This window comes from Cellulomonas sp. B6 (assembly GCF_001462455.1).
Lineage (GTDB): Bacteria > Actinomycetota > Actinomycetes > Actinomycetales > Cellulomonadaceae > Cellulomonas.
This window is the reverse complement of sequence record NZ_LNTD01000091.1, coordinates 17,859-37,523: the sequence shown is the minus strand read 5'-3', so window position 1 is coordinate 37,523 and position 19,665 is coordinate 17,859. Positions and strand designations below refer to the sequence as shown.

Genomic DNA, 19,665 nt, shown 5'->3' with positions numbered 1-19,665 from the left:
AAACTCTCCGTGAATGTTCATCAGCCACCCACCAGCCCGAAGACCAGCAAGCAACAGACACCACAAAGAACCCCCTCGAAAGAGGGCATCAACTGGCATCATCCCTGATCCTACCCACGGGGTGGGTCAGACCAGGCTCGACACCACAAACATGGCATCGACTACTTGGCACACTGTTGAGTTCTCAAGGAACAGACGCGCATCCTCGTCGGCCTTTCGGCTTTTCGCAGGAGGCTTTGTGTCTTTCTCCAGTCTAGCAGGCTTTCTTCCGGCCTTTGACCACCGTGGTGGTCCGTGGCTTTCCGATCGCCGCCGCAGGACACTATCACGACGCTCAGGGCGCCGTGACCGGCCTTGCGGGGATGCCCTGCTCCGCGGGACTGGCCACCGAGTCGTGCTCGGTGTCCGTTCCTCCCTGTTGGGCGGGCTCCAAGAACATTACGCGAGCGTTGCGCGGAGGGCAAATCCCGGTGACGGTGACCGTGGTCACGCCGTGCGAGCGACGCGCGAGCGCCTCCGCCGGGACCCCCGCCGACGACGACGGCCCCCGGCGAGCCTGTGCTCGCCGGGGGCCGTTCTCGCGGCGGTCGTGACCCGTCGCTCAGTCCCCCACGGGGGCCGTGGCCGACGACGGCCCCGCCTCGGCGTCCACGACCGCGAGCGTCCGCTTGCCGCGTCGCAGGACCGCCCACCGCCCGTGCAGCAGGTCGTCGGCTGACAACGTCGCGTCGTCCCCCGCCACCCGCACGTTGTTGACCGACGCCCCGCCCTCGGCGACCGCGCGCCGCGCCGCGGCCTTGCTCGTGACGACGCCCGTCGCCGCGAGCAGGTCGACGACGAGGTCGCCGGGCCGGCCGGGCGCGGTCGGCAGCTCGGCGACGGCGGCGGCGAACGTCGCCGCGTCGAGGTCCGCCAGGTCGCCCCGTCCGAACAGCGCCTGGCTGGCCGCGACGACCGCGTCGGCCGCGTCGCTCCCGTGCACGAGCGCCGTCACGTCGTACGCGAGCGCGCGCTGCGCGTCGCGGGCCGCCGGGCGCTCGGCCACCGCGGCCTCGAGCTCGGCGATCTGCTGGCGCGTGCGGAAGGTGAACACCTTGAGGTACCGCACGACGTCGGCGTCGTCGGTGTTCACCCAGAACTGGAAGAAGGCGTACGGCGTCATCATGTCGGGCGCCAGCCAGATGGCGCCGCCCTCCGACTTGCCGAACTTGGTGCCGTCCGCCTTCGTGATGAGCGGCGTCGTCAGCGCGTGCACGGGCGAGCGGTCGGTCTTGCGGATCAGCTCGACGCCCGACAGCAGGTTGCCCCACTGGTCGTTGCCGCCGGTCTGCAGCGTGCAGCCGTGGCGGCGGTGCAGCTCGAGGTAGTCCAGGCCCTGCAGGATCTGGTAGCTGAACTCGGTGAACGAGATGCCCTCGTCGCTCTCGAGCCGGCGCGCCACCGTGTCCTTGGCGAGCATGGTCCCCAGGCGGAAGTGCTTGCCGACGTCACGCAGGAAGTCGATCGCGGACAGCGGCGCGGTCCACTCGAGGTTGTTGACCATGCGCGCCGGGTTCTCGCCCCCGAAGTCGAGGAACCGCTCGATCTGCGCGCGCAGCCGGTCGACCCACTCGGCGACGGTCTCGCGGGTGTTGAGCACGCGCTCGCCCGACATGCGGGGGTCGCCGATCAGGCCGGTGGCGCCGCCGACGAGCGCGAGCGGCCGGTGGCCGGCGAGCTGCAGGTGACGCATGACGACCAGCTGCACGAGGTGCCCGTGGTGCAGGCTCGGCGCCGTCGGGTCGAAGCCGGTGTAGAAGGTCACAGGGCCCTGCGCCAGCGCGGCGGCCAGCGCGTCACGCTCGGTCGTCTGGGCGATGAGCCCGCGCCACTCGAGCTCGTCCAGGATGTCGGTCACGTCGTTCTCCTCGGTCGGACGCGGACGCGCGGTGTCGGGTCCTCGTCAGGGGTCTGGTGCGACGCGTGCTCCGCGTCAGGCCGACGCCGTCGCCCCACCGGGGGCGTCTGCCGACGTCGGCGAGCGATACGCGGGGCGGTAGGCCGAGACCGTCGGCTCGTTCGTCAGCCACAGGCGCCACGGGTGGCGCCGCCCGTCCCCACCGGGTCCGGACACGCCCACGCGGGGGCCGGTCGCGACGGCGGGCAGCACGTCCGCCGGATCGCGGCGCCGCAGCACGACCGCTCCCCCGGGCTCGGTCAGGTCGGCGCCGTTCGCACCGACGTCGAGGCCGAGGCACACGGCCAGCCGGGCCGGGCCCCGCGCGAGCTGGCGCCGGTTGTCGACGACGCCGGCGCGCTCGCGCCGCTCCCACGCCAGGTCCGCCCCCTCGACGACCTCGCCCGCGCGCAGCAGCACCGCGGCCGCGCGCCCCGTGGGCTCGGCCACCACGTTGAGGCAGTGGTGCAGCCCGAGATGGCGGTAGACGTAGAGCCGGCCGGGCTCGGCGAACATCGCCGCGTTGCGCGCGGTACGGCCGCGGAACGCGTGCGATCCCGGGTCGTCGTCGCCGCCGTACGCCTCGACCTCGGTGACGCGGACCGTGACGTCGCCCTCGGGGCTGCGCGAGGTGAGGAGCGCGCCGAGCAGGTCGTGCGCGACCGCCATGACGTCACGTGCGTACCAGGTGCGCGCGGGGACGCTCCCGACACCGGCGACGACCTCGTCGCCGGGACCGGGCGTGGTCTCGGCCGCGTTCACGTGGTCATCATGCCAAACGCGTCGAGCCGCACGTCGGCGCGTCCACGCGTGCCCTCACGTGCGAAGTGCGCGCGCTCGAGCGCCATCCACGCGAGCCAGTGCGCCCGCTCGTGCGCGCCGTCGCGCGCGAGGCCGCGCGCGAGCCGCACGTCGTCGTCGGCCTCGACCCACACGGTGAGCGTCGCGAGGGCGTCGACCGCACGCCGTGCCGACCCGCACCCCTCGAGGACCAGGACGTCGGGGACGTCGAGGTCCACCCAGCCGGCGAGTCGCCCGGCCGCCCAGTCGTACCGCTGGTAGCGCGCCGCGCGCCCGCGGCGCAGCGGCTCGAGCACCTGCGCGCGCAGCCGCGGCCACAGCGTCCCGTCCAGCCCGGTCCACCCGTCGTACAGGTCGTCCAGCCCGAGCACCGTCGCACGCGCACCGGCCGTGCGCACCGCCTGGGCGACGCGTGCCGCGAACGTCGTCTTGCCGGAGCCGGCCGGTCCGTCGACCGCGAGCAGCCGGACCGGGCCCAGTCGCGCCGAACCCGCCAGGACCCGCCCCGCCACCGTGCCCGCGGCGTCGACCGGCCCGCTCACGGCTGCCGGGGACGCGTCCACGCGGCCATGATGCCCGACGGCGCGTCGACGCCCGTCCGCGCGGGCGGTGCCGCGACCACCGGCGGGACGCACCGGTGGTCGGCGGCACGCACGTCAGACGCGGAACGTGCCGACGAGCTCGCCGACCTGCCCGAACCCCGACGCGATGGCCGTCACGTGCCCGCCCGCCTCGTCGAGGCGATCGGTCGTCGCGCTCATGCGGCCCGCGACCGCCGACGACGTCGTCGCGATCTCGCCGACGCCCTCGGCGGCGCGCGTGACGCCGCGCGTCATCTCGGCCGTCGTCGCGCTCTGCTCCTCGACCGCCGCCGCGATGGTCGACTGGTGGTCGCTGATGCGCCCGATCACGTCGGTGATGCGCGTGATCGCCTCGACGGCCGCGGTGGTGTCGGCCTGGATCGCCTCGACGCGGCGCGCGATGTCGTCCGTCGCCTGCGCGGTCTCCCCCGCGAGCTCCTTGACCTCGCCGGCCACGACCGCGAAGCCCTTGCCCGCCTCACCGGCGCGCGCCGCCTCGATCGTGGCGTTCAGCGCCAGCAGGTTCGTCTGCTCGGCGATCGAGGTGATGAGCTTGACGACGTTCCCGATCTGCGTCGACGACTCGCCGAGCCGCGCGACGGTCTCCGCCGCCTCGTGCGCCGCGTCCTGCGCGTCGCGTGCGACACGCACGGCGTCGTCGGTGCTCGTCGCGATCTCGCGGATCGAGGCGCCCATCTGCTCGGCGCCCGCCGCGACGGCCTGCACGGTGTGCGCGACGTCCGCCGCCGACGCGGCGAGGGACCGGACGTCCCCGTCGACGACCCCCGCCTCGCGTCGCAGCTCGACGTTGCCCGCGTCGAGTGCGCGCGCGTCGTCGCTGAGCGCGCCGACCTGACGCGTCACGCCGGCGAGGGACGTCTGCAGCGCCTCGAGGCCCGCGTCCAGCGAGCGGGCCGCGACGCCGATCTGGTCGCCGTTGTCCATGCGCGCACGGGCCGTGAGGTCGCCACGCTCGATCGACCCCGCCACGGCGACCAGCCGCTGCAGCTCCCGCTCCATGCTGCGCGAGCCGACGCGTGCGAGCACGAACCCGAGGACACCGGTCAGCACCGCGACGCCGAGCACGAGCTGCGTCGTGCGGGTCGCGAGCGCCTCGACGTCCGCACCCGCGGCCGTCATGGACCGCAGCCCCGTGATCGCGATGACGGCCGTGACGGTGAGCAGCACGACCATGACGGTCGCGAGCATCGCGACCTTGCCCCGCACCCCGACGTTCGCGAACCAGCGCTGCACGCCGTTGAGGTCGGACAGGTAGGGCTCGACCGGGGTCGACGGGGCGTGGCCGGAGGCTGCCATGGTCACCTTCTCGCTGCGGGGGCGCTGCCGTGCGCCGCTCCCCGCCGCCATCGGCCGACCCCGGTGGTTCCTGAGGGGACCGGCCCCGGGGACCGTCAGACGGTGCGCGCCGCACGCAGCCGGGCCGCGGCGTCGCGCGCACGGCCGAGCTGTTCGGCGACCCGCACGGGCGCGGTGCCGCCGACGGCGTCGCGCGACGCGAGCGACCCCTCGACCGACAGCACGGCGCGCACGCCGGGCGTCAGGTGCGGGCTGATCGCGGCGAGGTCGTCGTCCGACAGGTCCCACAGCTCGATGCCGCGCTCCTCGCAGACCCGCACGCACGCGCCCGCGACCTCGTGCGCGACGCGGAACGGCACGCCCTCGCGGACGAGCCACTCGGCGACGTCGGTCGCGAGCGAGAAGCCCTGCGGCGCGAGAGCCACCATGCGCTCGGTGTCGAACGTGAGCGTCGCGACCATGCCGGCGAACGCCGGCAGCAGGACCGTGAGCTGGTCGACCTGGTCGAACACCGGCTCCTTGTCCTCCTGCAGGTCGCGGTTGTACGCGAGCGGGAGGCCCTTGAGCGTCGTGAGCAGGCCCGTGAGGTCGCCCACCAGGCGCCCCGCCTTGCCGCGCGCGAGCTCGGCGACGTCGGGGTTCTTCTTCTGCGGCATGATGCTCGACCCCGTGGAGTACGCGTCGTGCAGGCGCACGAAGCCGAACTCCTTGGTCGCCCAGAGCACGACCTCCTCGGCGAGGCGCGACAGGTCCACGGCCGTCATGGCCGCGACGAACGCGAACTCGGCGACGACGTCGCGCGAGGCCGTGCCGTCGATCGAGTTCTCCACCGGGCCGTCGAAGCCGAGCTCGGCCGCGACCTTCGCCGGGTCGAGCCCGAGCGAGGAGCCCGCCAGCGCGCCCGAGCCGTACGGCGAGCGTGCCGCGCGCGCGTCCCAGTCGGCCCACCGCTCGACGTCGCGCAGCAGCGGCCACGCGTGCGCGAGCAGGTGGTGCGCGAGCAGCACGGGCTGCGCGTGCTGCAGATGCGTGCGGCCCGGCATGGGCGCGTCGCCCGCGACCTCGGCCTGCGCGACGAGCGCGTCCACGACGTCGAGCACGAGGCCCGACAGCACGCGCGACTGACGCCGCAGGTACATGCGCACGAGCGTCGCGATCTGGTCGTTGCGGGAGCGCCCGGCGCGCAGCTTGCCGCCGAGGTCCGTCCCGGCCCGCTCGATGAGCCCGCGCTCGAGCGCGGTGTGCACGTCCTCGTCGTCCGGCGTGGGCGCGAACGCACCCGACGCGACGTCCGCCCGGAGGCGTTCGAGCGCGTCGACCATGCCGGCGACCTCGGCGTCCGACAGCAGACCGGCGGCGTGCAGCACGTGCGCGTGCGCGACCGATCCGGTGATGTCGTCGTCCGCGAGGCGCCAGTCGAAGTGCGTCGAGCGCGAGAGGTCGGCGAGGGCCGCCGCGGGGCCGGACGCGAAGCGTCCGCCCCACAGCGCGAGCGGGCCGGGCTGGGCGGTCACGCGTCGATGCCCCCCTGCGAACCGAGGTCGGGCGCGTTGCCGAACTTGACGTCGCGCGCCGCGGCGAGCTTGGAGCTCAGGCCGTAGATCTCGATGAAGCCCTTCGCGGCGGACTGGTCGAACGTGTCGCCCGTGTCGTACGTCGCGAGGTTGAAGTCGTACAGGCTCGAGTCGGAGCGGCGGCCCGAGACGGTCGCCCGGCCGCCGTGCAGCACGAGGCGCACCTCGCCGGACACGTAGCGCTGCGTGTCCTCGACGAACACGTCGAGCGACTTCTTCAGGGGCGAGAACCACTGGCCGTCGTAGACGAGCTCGGTCCAGCGCTGCTCGACGCCGCGCTTGAAGCGGGCCTGCTCGCGCTCGACGGTGACGTTCTCGAGCTCCTGGTGCGCCGCGATGAGCGCGATCGCGCCGGGGGCCTCGTAGACCTCGCGCGACTTGATGCCGACCAGACGGTCCTCGACGATGTCGATGCGGCCGACGCCCTGCGCGCCCGCGCGGCGGTTCATCTCCTGGATCGCCTGCAGCGGGGTCACCGGCACGCCGTCGAGCGCGACGGGCACGCCCTGCTCGAACGTGATGACGACCTCGTCGGCGACCGGCGGGAACGTCGGGTCGTCGGTGTAGGTGTAGACGTCCTTGGTGGGGCCGTTCCAGATGTCCTCGAGGAACCCGGTCTCCACCGCGCGGCCCCACACGTTCTGGTCGATCGAGAACGGGTTGTGCTTGGTGGTCGCGATCGGCAGCTGGTGCTTCTCGGCGTACTCGATGGCCTTGTCGCGCGTGAGCGCGAGGTCGCGGACGGGCGCGAGGCACTTGAGGTCGGGCGCGAGCGAGGTGATGCCGACCTCGAAGCGGACCTGGTCGTTGCCCTTGCCGGTGCAGCCGTGCGCGACGGTGGTCGCGCCGAACTGGCGCGCGGCGCGCACGAGGTGCTTGACGATGACGGGGCGCGAGAGCGCCGAGACCAGCGGGTACCGGTCGAGGTACAGGCCGTTCGCCTTGAGCGCCGGCATGCAGTACTCGGTGGCGAACTCGTCGCGCGCGTCGGCGACGTACGCCTCGACCGCGCCGCAGTCGAGCGCGCGTCGGCGGATGACCTCGAGGTCCTCGCCGCCCTGGCCGACGTCGACCGCGACGGCGATCACCTCGGCACCGGTGGCCTCGGCGATCCAGCCGATGCCCACCGAGGTGTCGAGGCCGCCGGAGTACGCGAGGACGACGCGTTCGGTCATGTCAGGTTCTCTCCTTCATCGAGGTCTGCATGCATGAACATACATCCACATGCGGACCTATTCATAACTGAGGTCAGCCCTCGGCGGCGAGCGCGAGGAACCGCGCCGCGAGCGCGTCGCCCCCGGCCGGGTCGCGCGAGATGACGAGCACCGTGTCGTCCCCCGCGATCGTCCCGAGCACCGACGGGAGCACCGAGTGGTCGATCGCCGAGGCCAGCAGCTGCGCGCCGCCCGGCGGGGTGCGCAGCACCACGAGGTTGCCCGACGCCTCGGCCGTCACCAGCAGCTCGGCGCTCAGGCGGACCAGCCGCGCCGCGAGCTGCTCGGTGTCGGCCATGGTCGGCGTGCGGTCGCCGCCCTCGGCCGGTACCGCGTACGCGAGCGCACCCGTCGCGGTGCGGATCTTCACGGCGCGCAGCTCGACCAGGTCGCGGCTCAGCGTCGCCTGCGTGACGTTGACGCCCTCGTCCGCGAGCAGCCCCGCGAGCTCACCCTGCGAGTGCACCGTGCCGCGCTGCAGCAGCGACACGATGAGCGCGTGCCGCGCGGCCTTCGTCGCCGCGACCGTCGGCGTGCTCACGACTGCTCCAGCAGGAACGTCAGGAGCGCCTTCTGCGCGTGCAGCCGGTTCTCGGCCTCGTCCCACACGACCGACTGGGGCCCGTCGAGCACGTCGGCCGTGATCTCCTTGCCGCGGTACGCGGGCAGGCAGTGCAGCACGAGCGCGTCGGGCGCCGCGAGCGCGAGCGCCGCGGCGTCGAGCCGGAACGGCACGAACCGCGCCTCGTCGGCCGCGTCCCGCGCGTCCTGACCCATCGACGTCCACGTGTCCGTCGCCACGACGTCCGCACCCGCGACGGCGGCGGCCAGGTCGTGCACGACCGTCACCGAGCCGCCCGTGCCCGCCGCGACGCGCTCGGCGTCGGCGACCACCGCGGAGTCCGGCGACGCGTCCGCCGGCGCCCCGACCCGCACGTGCATGCCCGCGGTCGCGCCACCCAGCAGGTACGAGTGCGCCATGTTGTTCGCGCCGTCGCCGACGTACGCGAGCCTCGTGCCCGGCAGCGACGCGACGCCGCCCCGGTGCTGCGCGACCGTCGTGAGGTCCGCGAGCACCTGGCACGGGTGGAACTCGTCGGTGAGCGCGTTGACCACCGGGACGCCCGCGAGCGCGGCCATCTCCTCGATGCGGGTCTGCGCGTGCGTGCGCCACACGATCGCGGCCACCTGACGCCCGAGCACGCGCGCGGTGTCGGCGATCGACTCGCGCTCGCCGATGCGCGCCAGCCCCCCGTCGACCGGCAGCGGGAAGCCGCCGAGCTCGGCGATGCCCGTGAGGAAGCTGACCTGCGTGCGCAGCGTCGGCTTGTCGAAGACCGCCGCGACCGCGCGCGGCCCCGCGAGCGGCGTGCGGATGAAGCGGTCGTCGCGGAACGCGAGCGCGAGCTCGATGACGGCGGCCTGCTCGCGCGGCGACAGGTCGTCGTCGCGCAGGAAGTGGCGGGTCACGGGGTCTCCTCCGCGGCGAGGTCGGCCGGCAGCGCGGCCACGAGGTCGACGAACGGCTGCGCCTGCTCGTCGGTGAGGACGTACGGCGGCGCGAGGCGCAGCGTCGTGGGCGTGCAGGGGTTGACGATGATCCCGGCGGCGAGCGCGTCGGCGGCGACACGGGCCGCGACGGGGGCCGCGAGCTCGACGGCGATCAGCAGCCCCTCGCCGCGCACCTCGCGCACGAGCGGGTTGCCGGTCGAGCGCAGCCGCTCGCGCAGCCGCTCCCCCAGCGCGGTGACGTGCGCGAGCAGGCCGTCGCGCTCGACGACGCCGACGGTCGCGAGCGCCGCGGCGGACGCGACGGGGTTGCCGCCGAACGTCGTGCCGTGCTGGCCGCGGCCGAGCAGCGCGGCCACGTCGGGCCCGTACGCGATGAGCCCGCCCACGGGGAACCCGCCGCCGAGGCCCTTGGCGACCGTGACGACGTCGGGGCGGACGCCCCCGCCGAGGTGCGGGTGCTGGTGCGCGAACCAGCGGCCCGTGCGGCCCATGCCGGTCTGCACCTCGTCGAGCACCAGCAGCGCGCCGTGCGCCGTCGTCAGCTCGCGCGCGAGCGCGAGGTAGCCGGGCGGCAGCGAGCGCACGCCCGCCTCGCCCTGGATCGGCTCGACGAACAGCGCGGCCACCTGGTCGCCGCCCTCGGCGAACGCGGCCCGCAGCGCGTCGGTGTCGCCGAACGGCAGGAACTCGACACCGCCGGGCAGCGGCTCGAACGGCTCGCGGTACGCGGCCTTGTGCGTGAGCGACAGCGCGCCGAGCGACCGGCCGTGGAACGCCCCCTCGAGCGCGAGCACGCGCGGCCGAGTGCCGCCCGAGTGCCGGCGCGTGAGCTTGAGCGCGGCCTCGTTGGCCTCGGTCCCGGAGTTCGCGAGGAACACGCGCGACCCCTCGGGCGCGTCGGCGAGCGCGACGAGACGCTCGGCGAGCGCGATCTGCGCGGGGCTCGCGAAGAAGTTCGACACGTGGCCGAGCGTGCCGAGCTGCGCGCTGACCGCCGCCGTGAGCGTCGGGTGCGCGTGGCCGAGCGAGTTCACGGCGATGCCGCCGAGCAGGTCGAGGTAGCGCGTGCCGTCCGCGTCCCACACGTAGACGCCCTCGCCGCGCACGAGCACGCGCTGCGGCGGGCCGAACGTGTCCATGACGGCGTGCGCGTAGCGCTCGGTCCACTCGGCCACGGAGCCCGCGGCGGCCGGGACCGGCAGCGCGTCCTCGGCGCCGGGCGCGCGGTGCCGCGCGGTCGTGGGGGTGCCCTCGGGCGTGGTCGTCACCGGTCGTCCTCCTGGTCCTGCGTCGCCAGGCGCACGGCGCGCACGGGCACGGTCGACGGGTGGCCGTCGGGGTCGGCGTCGGGCAGCACCATCGTCCCGACGCCGTCGGACGTGAACACCTCGACGAGGATCGAGTGCGGCGCGCGGCCGTCGATCACGTGCGCGCGCGGCACGCCGCCCTCGACGGCGCGCCAGCACGCCTCCATCTTGGGGCGCATGCCCGCGTCGAGCCGCGGCAGCAGCTCGGCGAGGGCCGACGCGCGGATGCGCCGCACGAGCGAGGACCGGTCGGGCCAGTCGGTGTACAGGCCCTCGACGTCGGTGAGCACGATGAGCTTGCGCGCGCCGAGCGCGACCGCGAGCGCGGCCGCCGCGGTGTCGGCGTTGACGTTGAGCACCTGCGTGGGGTCGTCGACGTCGGGCGCGACGGTCGAGACGACCGGGATGCGGCCCGCGTCGAGCAGGTCGAGCACGGCGCCGGGGTTGACCTGCACGACGTCGCCGACGAGCCCGACGTCGACCTCGACGCCGTCGACCACCGCGGTGCGGCGGCGTGCCTGGAACAGCCCGGCGTCCTCGCCCGACAGCCCGACGGCGTGCGGCGCGTGCGCGTTGAGCAGGCCGACGAGCTCGCGCGACACCTGGCCCGTGAGGACCATGCGCACGACGTCCATCGCCTCGGGCGTCGTGACGCGCAGCCCGCCGCGGAACTCGCTGCGGATGTCGAGGCGGTCGAGCATCGCGTTGATCTGCGGTCCGCCGCCGTGCACGACGACGGGCCGCAGACCGACCTGCCGCAGGAACACCATGTCCTGCGCGAATGCGCGCTTGAGGTCGTCGTCGATCATCGCGTTGCCGCCGTACTTGACGACGACGAGCGCGCCGGAGAACTGCTGCAGCCAGGGCAGGGCCTCGACGAGCACCTCCGCCTTCTGGTCGGCGCGCAGGTCGGTGCGGGTGTCGAAGACGAAGTCGTCGGGCACGGGCGGGGGCGGTGTCGTCATGTGGAGTACGCGCTGTTCTCGTGGACGTAGTCGTGCGTGAGGTCGTTGGTCCAGACGGTCGCGGCCTCGTCGCCCGCGTGCAGGTCGACGGTCACGTGCACCTCGCGGGCCGACTCGAGGTCGACCTCGCCGCGGTCGGCGTGCGGCCGCGCGGCCTTGCAGACCAGCACGCCGTTGATCGCGACGTCGATCGCCTCGGGGTCGAACGGTGCGACCTCCTCGGGCACCGTGCCCGCCTGCGCGAGCACACGGCCCCAGTTGGGGTCGTTGCCGAACATCGCGGCCTTGAAGAGGTTCGAGCGCGTCACGGCCCGCGCGACGGCGACCGCGGCGTCCGGCGTCGTGGCCCCGACGACGTGCACCGCGATGTCGTGCGACGCACCCTCGGCGTCGGCGACGAGCTGGCGCGCGAGCGACGCGCACACGCGCCGCACGGCGTCGGTGAGGACGTCGGCGGCGGGCGTGACGCCCGACGCGCCGGACGCGAGCAGCGTCACGGTGTCGGAGGTCGACATGCAGCCGTCGGAGTCGACGCGGTCGAACGTCTCCGCGGTCGCGGCGCGCAGCGCGGCGTCGAGCACGGGCGCCGCGACGTCGGCGTCGGTCGTGACGACGCACAGCATCGTGGCCATCGCCGGCGCGAGCATGCCCGCGCCCTTGGCCATGCCGCCCACCGTGAACGTGCCGTCGGGCGTCTCGACCGTGACGTGCGCGGTCTTGGGCACGGTGTCGGTCGTCATGATCGCGGTCGCGGCGTCGAGCCCCGCGTCGGGCGTGAGCGCGGCGGCCGCGAGGTCGACGCCCGCCAGCAGCGTCTCGCGCGGGAGCCGCTCGCCGATGAGACCGGTCGAGCACACCACGACGTCGCCGGACGAGACGCCCAGGGCCGTCGCGACGCGCTCGGCCGTGAGGTGCGCGTCGAGGAAGCCCTCGGGCCCCGTGCTGACGTTCGCGCCGCCGGAGTTGAGGACGACCGCCGAGACGACGCCGTCCGCGACGACCTGGCGCGACCACACGACCGGCGCGCCCACGACGCGGTTGGTCGTGAACACCGCGGCGCCGGCCTGCCGCGGCCCGTCGTTGACGACGATCGCGAGGTCGGGGCGCCCGGACGCCTTGAGCCCGGCGGTGACGCCGGACGCGCGGAATCCCGCGGGCGCGGTCACGCCCGGCGACGTGCCGGGCGACGTGCCCTCGAGGGCGGGTCCGAGGTGGTCGGTCACGGGGCGACTCCGTTCCGGGGCAGGCCGAGCGTCTCGGGGAGCCCGAGCGCGAGGTTGAGGGACTGCACGGCACCGCCGGCGGTGCCCTTGACGAGGTTGTCGATGGCCGTCACGGTGACGACGCGGCCGGCGCGGACGTCGAGCGCGACCTGCACGAGCGCGGCGTTGGACCCCGCGACGGCCGCCGTCGTGGGCCACTGGCCGTCGGGCAGCACGTGCACGAACGGCTCGTCGGCGTAGGCGTCGCGCCACGCCGTGCGCAGGGCGGCCTCGTCGACGTCGACGCCGGGCGCGAGCCGGGCCGTCGCCGTCGCGAGGATGCCGCGCGACATCGGCACCAGCACCGGCGTGAACGACGTGCGTACGTCGGCCGCGCCCGCGCTGCGCAGGTTCTGCGCGATCTCAGGGACGTGCCGGTGCGTGCCGCCGACCGCGTAGGGCACGGCCGACCCGAACGCCTCGGACGCGAGCAGGTGCGGCTTGAGGGCCTTGCCGGCACCCGAGTACCCGTTGGCGAGCACCGCGACGAGGTCGGTCGGGTCGAGCAGGCCCGCCGCGATCCCCGGCTGCAGGCCGAGCGTGACGGCCGTGACGTTGCAGCCGGGCACGGCGATGCGGCGCGCACCCGCGAGCGCCGCGCGCTGGCGGCCGCCGGTGGCGGCCGTCACCAGCTCGGGCAGCCCGTACGTCCAGGTGCCCGCGTGCGGGCTGCCGTAGTACGCCTCCCAGTCGGCCGCGTCCTGCAGGCGGTGGTCGGCGCCGAGGTCGAGCACGACCGGGTCCTCGCCGAGCGCCTCGAGCTCGGCGGCGACCTGGCCGCTCGCGCCGTGCGGCAGCGCGAGCACGACGACGTCGTGGCCCGCGAGCGCCTGCGCGGTGGTGGGCTGCAGCACGCGGTCGGCGAGGTCGCGCAGGTGCGGGTGGTGCGCGCCCAGCGGCGTGCCCGCGCTGCTGTGCGCGGTGAGCGTGCCGATGCGCGCCTCGGGGTGGTCGAGCAGCAGGCGCAGGATCTCCCCGCCCGCGTACCCGCTGGCGCCGGCGACCGCCACGGTGAACGTCATGTGCATGAACATACAGTCGACTGCACACAAATACCAACGACGCGCGGGGAACACAGCGCCCCGTCGCGGTGGTTGCGCCAGGCATGCGAGCTGTCGTGGCGACCCGGGCCGGCGGCCCCGAGGTACTCGAGGTCACCGACGTCCCCGACCCGACCCCGGCACCCGACCAGGTGCTCGTGCGCGTCGCGGCCGCGGGCGTCAACTTCATCGACACCTACCGGCGCAGCGGCACCTACCGTATGCCGTTCCCGCACGTCGTGGGGTCGGAGGGAGCCGGCGAGGTCGTGCAGGTCGGTGCGGACGTCACGACGCTCGCCCCCGGCGACCGCGTCGCGTGGGCGTCCGCGCCCGGCTCGTACGCCGAGCTCGTCGCCGTGCCCGAGGCCCACGCGCTGCCCGTCCCGCCCGGCGTCGACGACGCGACCGCCGCCGCGCTCCCGCTGCAGGGCATGACCGCGCACTACCTCGCCACCTCGACCTTCCCGCTGCGCGAGGGGCACGACGTCCTGCTGCACGCCGGTGCGGGCGGCGTCGGTCTGCTGCTCACGCAGCTCGCGGCCGCGCGCGGTGCGCGCGTGATCGCCACCGTCGGCTCGGCGGACAAGGAGGCGCTCGCACGCGCGGCCGGCGCGAGCGACGTCATCCGCTACCGCGAGCTGTCCGACCTCACCGCCGAGCTCCCCGTGCTGGTCCGCGACCTCACCGGCGGTCGCGGCGTGCACGTCGTCTACGACGGCGTCGGCAAGGACACGTTCGACGCGTCGCTCGCCTCGCTGGCCCGGCGCGGCACGCTCGTGCTGTACGGCGGGTCGTCCGGGCAGGTGCCGCCGGTCGACCTGCAGCGGCTCAACGCGGGCGGCTCGCTGTTCGTCACGCGCCCCACGCTCGGCGACCACACCGCCACGCGCGACGAGCTGCTGTGGCGCGCGACCGAGCTGTTCGACGCCGTCGCCGCCGGTGCGCTCGACGTCCGCGTCGGCGCCACCTACCCCCTGGCCGACGCGGCCGACGCCCACCGCGCCCTCGAGGGGCGCACCACCACCGGAAAGGTCCTCCTGCTGCCATGAGCCTCGACACCCCCGTCTTCGCCGCCCCGCCGCGGACCGTCACCGTCGAGGTCTGGTCCGACGTCGCGTGCCCCTGGTGCTTCATCGGCAAGCGCCGGTTCGCCACGGCGCTGCGCGACTTCCCGCACGCCGAGCACGTCGAGGTCGTGTGGCGCTCCTACCAGCTCTCCCCCGACACGCCCACCGGCCCCGGCCGCCCCGAGGTCGACGCGCTCGTCGAGATGAAGGGCCTGCCCCGCGACCAGGTCCAGCAGATGTTCGGCCACGTCACCGACGTCGCCGCGGGCGAGGGCCTGCGCTACGACTTCGACCGCACGCTCGCGTTCAACACGTTCGACGCGCACCGCCTGCTGCACCTCGCGCGCCGCGCCGGCGGCGCCGCGCTCGTCGAGGCGACCATGGAGGCGCTGTTCTCGGCGCACTTCGAGCAGGGCGTCGACCTGGGCGCCGACGGCGCGCTCGTGCGCATCGCCGCGCAGGCCGGGTTCGGCGACCACGGCTGGGCGGACGAGCGGGTCGCGACCGCCCTCGCGGGCGACGACGCCGCCGACGAGGTCCGCGCCGACCTCGACGAGGCGCGCGCGCTGCGCGTCACGGGCGTGCCGTTCTTCGTCGTCGACCGGAAGTACGCGGTCTCGGGCGCGCAGCCCGCGGAGGTGTTCACGCAGCTGCTCGACGCCGGGTGGCGCGAGGCGAACCCGCTGACCGCCGCCCCGAGCGCCGAGGCCTGCACCGACGGCTCCTGCTGAGCACGCGCACGCCCGCCGCCCGCGTCCGGCCGCGGGCGTGCGCACGGGGCACCCGGTGCGACGGGTCCGTGCCGAGCGGGCACGCTCAGCCGGTCCGCGTCATCCGGTAGTGCAGACGCAGCACCGTCGCCGGGCCGAGGCGCAGCAGGTGGTCGGTGCGCAGCACCCCCTCGTCGTCGACGAACACCCGGAACTCCTCGTGCAACGGCACGCGCGCCGCGTGGTGCGCCGTCCCGTGCCGTGCCAGCACGTACGCCCCCGGGTCCCCGAACCGGCCGCGCGGCGACGAGAGCCGCAACGCCCCGCCCGGCGCGACCCACGGCCGCAGGAACACCTGCACGTTGCCCTGCTCGAGCGGGAACGACACGTGCACCGACGGCTGCGTCGCGCCCGGCAGCCTGGTCGTGGTGTAGCAGCCCGAGTACACGTGCCCGCCCGTGGCTCGCAGCGTCCGCAGCCAGGCCGCGGAGCGCTGCGAGCCCTCGGCGTCGAGCACCGCGACGACGCGGGAGTCCATGCCGCGCGCGACGTCGAGCGGGTGGACCGGCAGCGCGAGCTGCTGCACGCGGCGGCCGAACAGGCCGGTCACGAGGGCACCCCCGGGCCCGAAGGGCGCGGCCCAGGCGGTCCACACGTCCATGCGCCAGTGCGCGGTCCGTTCGTAGAAGTCCCGCACCAGCGGGTGCACGCGGTCGGCGGCGAACGTCGGACCGTCCAGCACGGCCAGGTCCGGCAGGAGGCCCCGGTCGCCGTCCTCGACCGCGCGACCGCCGATCGCCGCGGCGGAGGCCGCGACCCAGGCGTCCCCGACCTCGGCCGCGGTGTGGACCGGTGCGTCGAGCCACGCGTGCTCACCCGTGAGGTCGACGGGGCGACCGGTCGCGCGCCAGTACGCGCGCGTCGCGCGGTCGAGCAGCGGCAGCAGGGCGTCGGGCGTCGGCCGGGTCGTCACCCCGTCACCCTGCCACGCGGTGCGCAGGTCGCCGACGGACCGCGCCGCAGCGGGTCCGTCGGCGGACCGGGACCGTTCCCCGAGGCTCAGCCGACGGGCTGCACCTCGCGGGCGGTGGGCGCCTGGACGGACGTCGCGCGACCGGGGGCGAGAACGTCGACCTGGTCGAAGAACGCGACCTCGTGCTCGCACGAGCGGACGTACGCCGCGAGCATGCGCGCGCGCGTCGCCGCACCGACCTCGCGCGCCGCGGCGTCCGCGAGCGCGCCCGCCTGCGCCGCCGACGCCGCGAACGCCGGGTCGCCGTACGTCGCGACCCAGTCGCCGTACGGGTGGTCGGCCAGGTCGCCGGCCCGCGCGAGGATGCGCGCGCCGATGTCGGCGTACAGCCGGTAGCAGGGCAGCACGGCGGCCGTGACCTCGGCGTACGTGCCGGTCGCGCCGACCGCGAGCAGGTGGTCGGTGTACGCGGTCGTGACGGCGGACGCGGGGACGCCGGCGTACCGCCCGCCGGCGAGCCGCTCGTGGTGCAGCGCGGCCTCGACGTCCAGGCACGTGCTCGCGCCGCGGGCCCAGAACGCCTGCGCCTCCCCCGCCGGTGCGAGCTCGCTCGCGCGGGCCAGCACGCGGGAGTACGCCGCGAGGTAGAGCGCGTCCTGGTGCACGTACGCCTCGAACGCCGCGCGCGGCAGCGTGCCGTCCGCGAGCGCGCGCACGAACGGCAGGTCGTCGCACGCCGCGCGCAGCCCGGCGACGACGTCCCACGCCTCGTCGCCGAACGGCCGCGCGCCCAGGGTCGGCGCGTGGTGCAGGTGGTCGACCGGCCCACGTCCGGACCCGACGCGCAGCGCCTCGCCCGCGGCGATCGCGCCCGTGAGCCACTGCTTGGCCTCCCTGACCGTGCTCACCCAGTCGGGGCGTCGGGGTCGCAGGGCCGCGACGGCCGCCGACAACGAGCAGCCCGTGCCGTGCGTCGCGGTGGTCGCGACGCGCGGCGCGTCGAGCTCGACGACGGACGTCGCGTCGACGACCGCGTCGGGGCTCGCGGCGCCGCCCAGGTGGCCGCCCTTGAGCAGCACGACGACGTCCCGCGTGCGGGCCAGGCGGCGCGCCTGGTCGAGCGCGGCGGACCACGTGTGGGCGGTCGGCTCGCGCAGGAGGACGCCGAGCTCGGGCAGGTTGGGCGTCACCAGGTGCGCGGCGCGCACGAGGTCGCGCACGGCGTCCTCGGCGTCCGCGTCGAGCAGGCGGTCGCCGCTGGTCGCGACCATCACCGGGTCGAGCACGACGACCGGCGGCCGCGTGCGCGCGAGCCAGTCGCCCACCTCGAGCGCGACCGTGCGGGTCGCGAGCATGCCGATCTTCACGGCGTCGACGCGCACGTCGTCGCCCACCGCGTCGAGCTGCGCGCGCAGGAACGCGACGTCGGGCACGTGCACGTCACGCACGCCGTGCGTGTTCTGCGCGACGAGCGCGGTGACCACCGCCATGCCGTACGCGCCGTGCGCCGCGAACGACTTGAGGTCGGCCTGCACACCGGCACCGCCGGTCGGGTCGGTGCCCGCGACGGACAGCACCCGCACGCGGCTCGCGGGCGCGGGTCCCGTCGTCACGTCGGTGTCGGCACCCGTCGGCCCGGTCATCGGGCACCGCCCGCGACGAGCGCGCCGTCCCAGGCCGCGACCAGCGCGGCGGCCGCCGCTCCCGGGTCGGCGGCCGCGCACACCGCGCTCACGACGGCCATCGCGTGCGCGCCCGCGGCCCGCAGCGCGGGCGCGTCGGACGCGGTCAGCCCGCCGATCGCGACGACCGGCCGGCCGGCGGCGGCGTCGACCGCGCGCCGCAGGCCGTCGAACCCGAGCGCGGGACCTGCCTCGGGCTTGGTGGGCGTGAGGCGCACCGGGCCGCTGCCCACGTGGTCGGCGCCCGGAGCGGCGCGCACGTGCTCGGGCAGCGCGGCCGAGACCCCGATCAGCGCGTCGGCGCCGAGCAGCGCACGGGCGTCGTCGACCTCGAGGTCGCGCTGCCCGACGTGCACGCCGTCGACCGAGGCTCCCCGGGCACGCGCCGCGAGCGCGACGTCGACCCGGTCGTCGACCACGAGCGCCGCGGGCCCCGCGAGACGCAGCGCGTCGGCGACGGCGACCGTGAGGTCGACGAGCTCGCGCACGCTCGCGCACTTGGCGCGCACCTGGACGGTCCCGACGCCCGCGCGGACGGCCGCACCGGCGACCTGCGCGGGGTGGTGCCCGGCGCGGGCGCACACGTCCGCGTCGAGCACGAGGTAGACACCCCCGGGCAGGGCGGGTGCCGCGCTCACGCCGTCACCGCCGCGGCGTCGAGCACGCGCGCACCCAGCGCGTCGGGCGTCAGGCGGTACAGCTCGTCGACGAGCGCGACCTGGAAGGACGCGGGCCCGTGCGCGTCGCGCGCGGCACGCTCGGCGGCCACGCCCAGCGCGGTCGACGCGCCGACGGCCGCGGTGAACGGGTCGGCGACCGCGGCGAACGCCGCGACGAGGCCGCCGAGCGCGCAGCCGGCACCCGTGATCGCCGTGAGCAGCGGGTCGCCGACGGCCAGGCGCACGGTGGCCGCGCCGTCGGTGACGAGGTCGACCGCGCCGGACACGGCGACGACGCCGCCGGTCAGCGCGGCGACGGCGACGGCCGCGTCGGCCGCCGCGTCGACGCCGTCGAGCGCGTCGACGCCGCGCCCGCCCGACGCGTGGCCCGCGAGCGCGCGGACCTCGCTCGCGTTGCCGCGCACGACCGCGGGCCGCTCCGCCAGCAGCGCGGCGGCCAGGCGCGTGCGCACCGACAGCACGCCGACCGCCACGGGGTCGAGGACCCACGGGACGCCCGCGCCGGCCGCCGCGGCGACGGTCGGCGCGACGCACGCGCGCTGGTCGGGGCCGGGCGTGCCCAGGTTGACCAGGACGGCGCCCGCGACGCCCGCGAGCTCCTGCGCCTCACCCGGCACCGCGGCCATCGCGGGCGACGCGCCGAGCGCGAGCAAGGCGTTGGCGACGAGGTTCGTCGTCACCTCGTTGGTGAGGCACTGCACCAGCGGCGTGCGCTCACGGACGGCCGCGAGCGCGGCGGCCGCCGCGGCGGCCAGGTCGTCCGGCGGGGCACCCGTGCGGTGCGGGGCGGACGGGAGGACGGCAGACGTCATGGTCGACATCCCTTCGCTCGTGCTAACGAGATCAGGTTCGACGGGTGTGATCTCAGCCCGGCTCGGTACCGGGCACCCCGTGTCGCGGACCACCGTAGCAACCCCGCGCACGCCCTCCCAGGGGCGTCCGCGCCGCGAGCCGGGGCGCACGTCGCCCCTGGTCGTGGACGTGCCCGCCGGGCGCGGGCACGCGCCGCTACCCTCGCGGTGCGGGTCGCCGACGCCCGGGGGC

At 75.6% G+C, this 19,665-nt stretch carries 18 protein-coding genes and 1 riboswitch; of the genes, 2 read left to right on the top strand and 16 right to left on the bottom strand.

What is annotated here, in order from left to right; genetic code table 11:
* Positions 1-601: 601 nt before the first annotated feature.
* The 12 genes from tyrS to argC form a co-directional block, all read right to left on the bottom strand.
* Complete coding sequence (tyrS, locus tag ATM99_RS08745) at positions 602-1,897, bottom strand: tyrosine--tRNA ligase (RefSeq protein ID WP_062102521.1); 1,296 nt, start codon at positions 1,895-1,897, stop codon at positions 602-604.
* A 75-nt stretch (positions 1,898-1,972) separates the two neighbouring features.
* On the bottom strand, positions 1,973-2,605 hold the full coding sequence (locus ATM99_RS08740) for a DNA-3-methyladenine glycosylase (RefSeq protein ID WP_150118213.1): 633 nt from the start codon (positions 2,603-2,605) through the stop codon (positions 1,973-1,975).
* 89 nt (positions 2,606-2,694) lie between these two features.
* A complete protein-coding gene (locus ATM99_RS08735; protein WP_223304917.1) occupies positions 2,695-3,300 on the bottom strand; it encodes a uridine kinase in 606 nt (201 codons plus the stop codon).
* Positions 3,301-3,393: 93 nt separating this feature from the next.
* Positions 3,394-4,635, bottom strand: a complete 1,242-nt coding sequence (locus ATM99_RS08730) for a methyl-accepting chemotaxis protein (protein ID WP_223304915.1) — start codon at positions 4,633-4,635, stop codon at positions 3,394-3,396.
* A gap of 95 nt (positions 4,636-4,730) precedes the next feature.
* Complete coding sequence (argH, locus tag ATM99_RS08725; RefSeq protein ID WP_062102518.1) at positions 4,731-6,149, bottom strand: argininosuccinate lyase; 1,419 nt, start codon at positions 6,147-6,149, stop codon at positions 4,731-4,733.
* Entirely contained in the window at positions 6,146-7,384 is a 1,239-nt protein-coding gene (locus tag ATM99_RS08720) for an argininosuccinate synthase (RefSeq protein ID WP_046528222.1), read from the bottom strand. The genes argH and ATM99_RS08720 overlap by 4 nt, the downstream gene beginning before the upstream one ends.
* A gap of 73 nt (positions 7,385-7,457) precedes the next feature.
* The gene (locus ATM99_RS08715) at positions 7,458-7,964 is read right to left on the bottom strand and encodes an arginine repressor (protein WP_062102517.1); all 507 of its coding nucleotides are present in this window, start codon (positions 7,962-7,964) and stop codon (positions 7,458-7,460) included.
* Positions 7,961-8,893, bottom strand: a complete 933-nt coding sequence (gene argF / locus ATM99_RS08710; protein WP_062102516.1) for an ornithine carbamoyltransferase — start codon at positions 8,891-8,893, stop codon at positions 7,961-7,963. The genes ATM99_RS08715 and argF overlap by 4 nt, the downstream gene beginning before the upstream one ends.
* Positions 8,890-10,203 (bottom strand): acetylornithine transaminase, encoded by a 1,314-nt coding sequence (locus ATM99_RS08705; RefSeq protein ID WP_062102515.1) that lies wholly within the window; start codon positions 10,201-10,203, stop codon positions 8,890-8,892. The genes argF and ATM99_RS08705 overlap by 4 nt, the downstream gene beginning before the upstream one ends.
* Positions 10,200-11,207: an acetylglutamate kinase gene (gene argB / locus ATM99_RS08700; protein ID WP_062102514.1), complete on the bottom strand. Its 1,008-nt coding sequence runs from the start codon at positions 11,205-11,207 to the stop codon at positions 10,200-10,202. Before argB ends, ATM99_RS08705 begins: the two co-directional genes overlap by 4 nt.
* Complete coding sequence (gene argJ, locus ATM99_RS08695) at positions 11,204-12,430, bottom strand: bifunctional glutamate N-acetyltransferase/amino-acid acetyltransferase ArgJ (RefSeq protein ID WP_062102513.1); 1,227 nt, start codon at positions 12,428-12,430, stop codon at positions 11,204-11,206. Before argJ ends, argB begins: the two co-directional genes overlap by 4 nt.
* The gene (gene argC, locus ATM99_RS08690) at positions 12,427-13,491 is read right to left on the bottom strand and encodes an N-acetyl-gamma-glutamyl-phosphate reductase (protein ID WP_223304912.1); all 1,065 of its coding nucleotides are present in this window, start codon (positions 13,489-13,491) and stop codon (positions 12,427-12,429) included. The genes argJ and argC overlap by 4 nt, the downstream gene beginning before the upstream one ends.
* A gap of 83 nt (positions 13,492-13,574) precedes the next feature.
* On the opposite strand from argC, the gene ATM99_RS08685 reads away from it, so the two are divergent.
* Positions 13,575-14,558 (top strand): quinone oxidoreductase, encoded by a 984-nt coding sequence (locus ATM99_RS08685; RefSeq protein WP_062102511.1) that lies wholly within the window; start codon positions 13,575-13,577, stop codon positions 14,556-14,558.
* Positions 14,555-15,307, top strand: coding sequence for a DsbA family oxidoreductase (locus tag ATM99_RS08680; protein ID WP_062102510.1), 753 nt, complete (start codon positions 14,555-14,557; stop codon positions 15,305-15,307). Before ATM99_RS08685 ends, ATM99_RS08680 begins: the two co-directional genes overlap by 4 nt.
* A gap of 85 nt (positions 15,308-15,392) precedes the next feature.
* Here ATM99_RS08680 and ATM99_RS08675 read toward each other — a convergent pair whose 3' ends face one another.
* The 4 genes from ATM99_RS08675 to thiM all read right to left on the bottom strand — a co-directional run bounded on the left by ATM99_RS08675 (position 15,393) and on the right by thiM (position 19,433).
* Positions 15,393-16,259, bottom strand: coding sequence for a hypothetical protein (locus tag ATM99_RS08675; RefSeq protein WP_062102509.1), 867 nt, complete (start codon positions 16,257-16,259; stop codon positions 15,393-15,395).
* Between the two features lie 86 nt (positions 16,260-16,345).
* On the bottom strand, positions 16,346-17,902 hold the full coding sequence (thiD, locus tag ATM99_RS08670) for a bifunctional hydroxymethylpyrimidine kinase/phosphomethylpyrimidine kinase (RefSeq protein ID WP_062102508.1): 1,557 nt from the start codon (positions 17,900-17,902) through the stop codon (positions 16,346-16,348).
* A complete protein-coding gene (locus ATM99_RS18930) occupies positions 17,899-18,579 on the bottom strand; it encodes a thiamine phosphate synthase (RefSeq protein ID WP_062102507.1) in 681 nt (226 codons plus the stop codon). Before ATM99_RS18930 ends, thiD begins: the two co-directional genes overlap by 4 nt.
* Entirely contained in the window at positions 18,576-19,433 is an 858-nt protein-coding gene (thiM, locus tag ATM99_RS08660; protein WP_082659462.1) for a hydroxyethylthiazole kinase, read from the bottom strand. The genes ATM99_RS18930 and thiM overlap by 4 nt, the downstream gene beginning before the upstream one ends.
* Positions 19,425-19,523: riboswitch (TPP riboswitch) on the bottom strand. Its footprint overlaps the gene before it by 9 nt.
* Between the last annotated feature and the right edge of the window lie 142 nt (positions 19,524-19,665).

What these genes read in the sequence shown, in the direction of transcription:
- ATM99_RS08740 (WP_150118213.1), bottom strand. Translation starts at nt 2,605, where the DNA reads ATGGCGGTCGCGCACGACCTGCTCGGCGCGCTCCTCACCTCGCGCAGC.
- ATM99_RS08730 (WP_223304915.1), bottom strand. Translation starts at nt 4,635, where the DNA reads ATGGCAGCCTCCGGCCACGCCCCGTCGACCCCGGTCGAGCCCTACCTG.
- ATM99_RS08720 (WP_046528222.1), bottom strand. Translation starts at nt 7,384, where the DNA reads ATGACCGAACGCGTCGTCCTCGCGTACTCCGGCGGCCTCGACACCTCG.
- argB (WP_062102514.1), bottom strand. Translation starts at nt 11,207, where the DNA reads ATGACGACACCGCCCCCGCCCGTGCCCGACGACTTCGTCTTCGACACC.
- argC (WP_223304912.1), bottom strand. Translation starts at nt 13,491, where the DNA reads ATGACGTTCACCGTGGCGGTCGCCGGCGCCAGCGGGTACGCGGGCGGG.
- ATM99_RS08685 (WP_062102511.1), top strand. Translation starts at nt 13,575, where the DNA reads ATGCGAGCTGTCGTGGCGACCCGGGCCGGCGGCCCCGAGGTACTCGAG.
- ATM99_RS08680 (WP_062102510.1), top strand. Translation starts at nt 14,555, where the DNA reads ATGAGCCTCGACACCCCCGTCTTCGCCGCCCCGCCGCGGACCGTCACC.
- thiD (WP_062102508.1), bottom strand. Translation starts at nt 17,902, where the DNA reads ATGACCGGGCCGACGGGTGCCGACACCGACGTGACGACGGGACCCGCG.
- thiM (WP_082659462.1), bottom strand. Translation starts at nt 19,433, where the DNA reads ATGACGTCTGCCGTCCTCCCGTCCGCCCCGCACCGCACGGGTGCCCCG.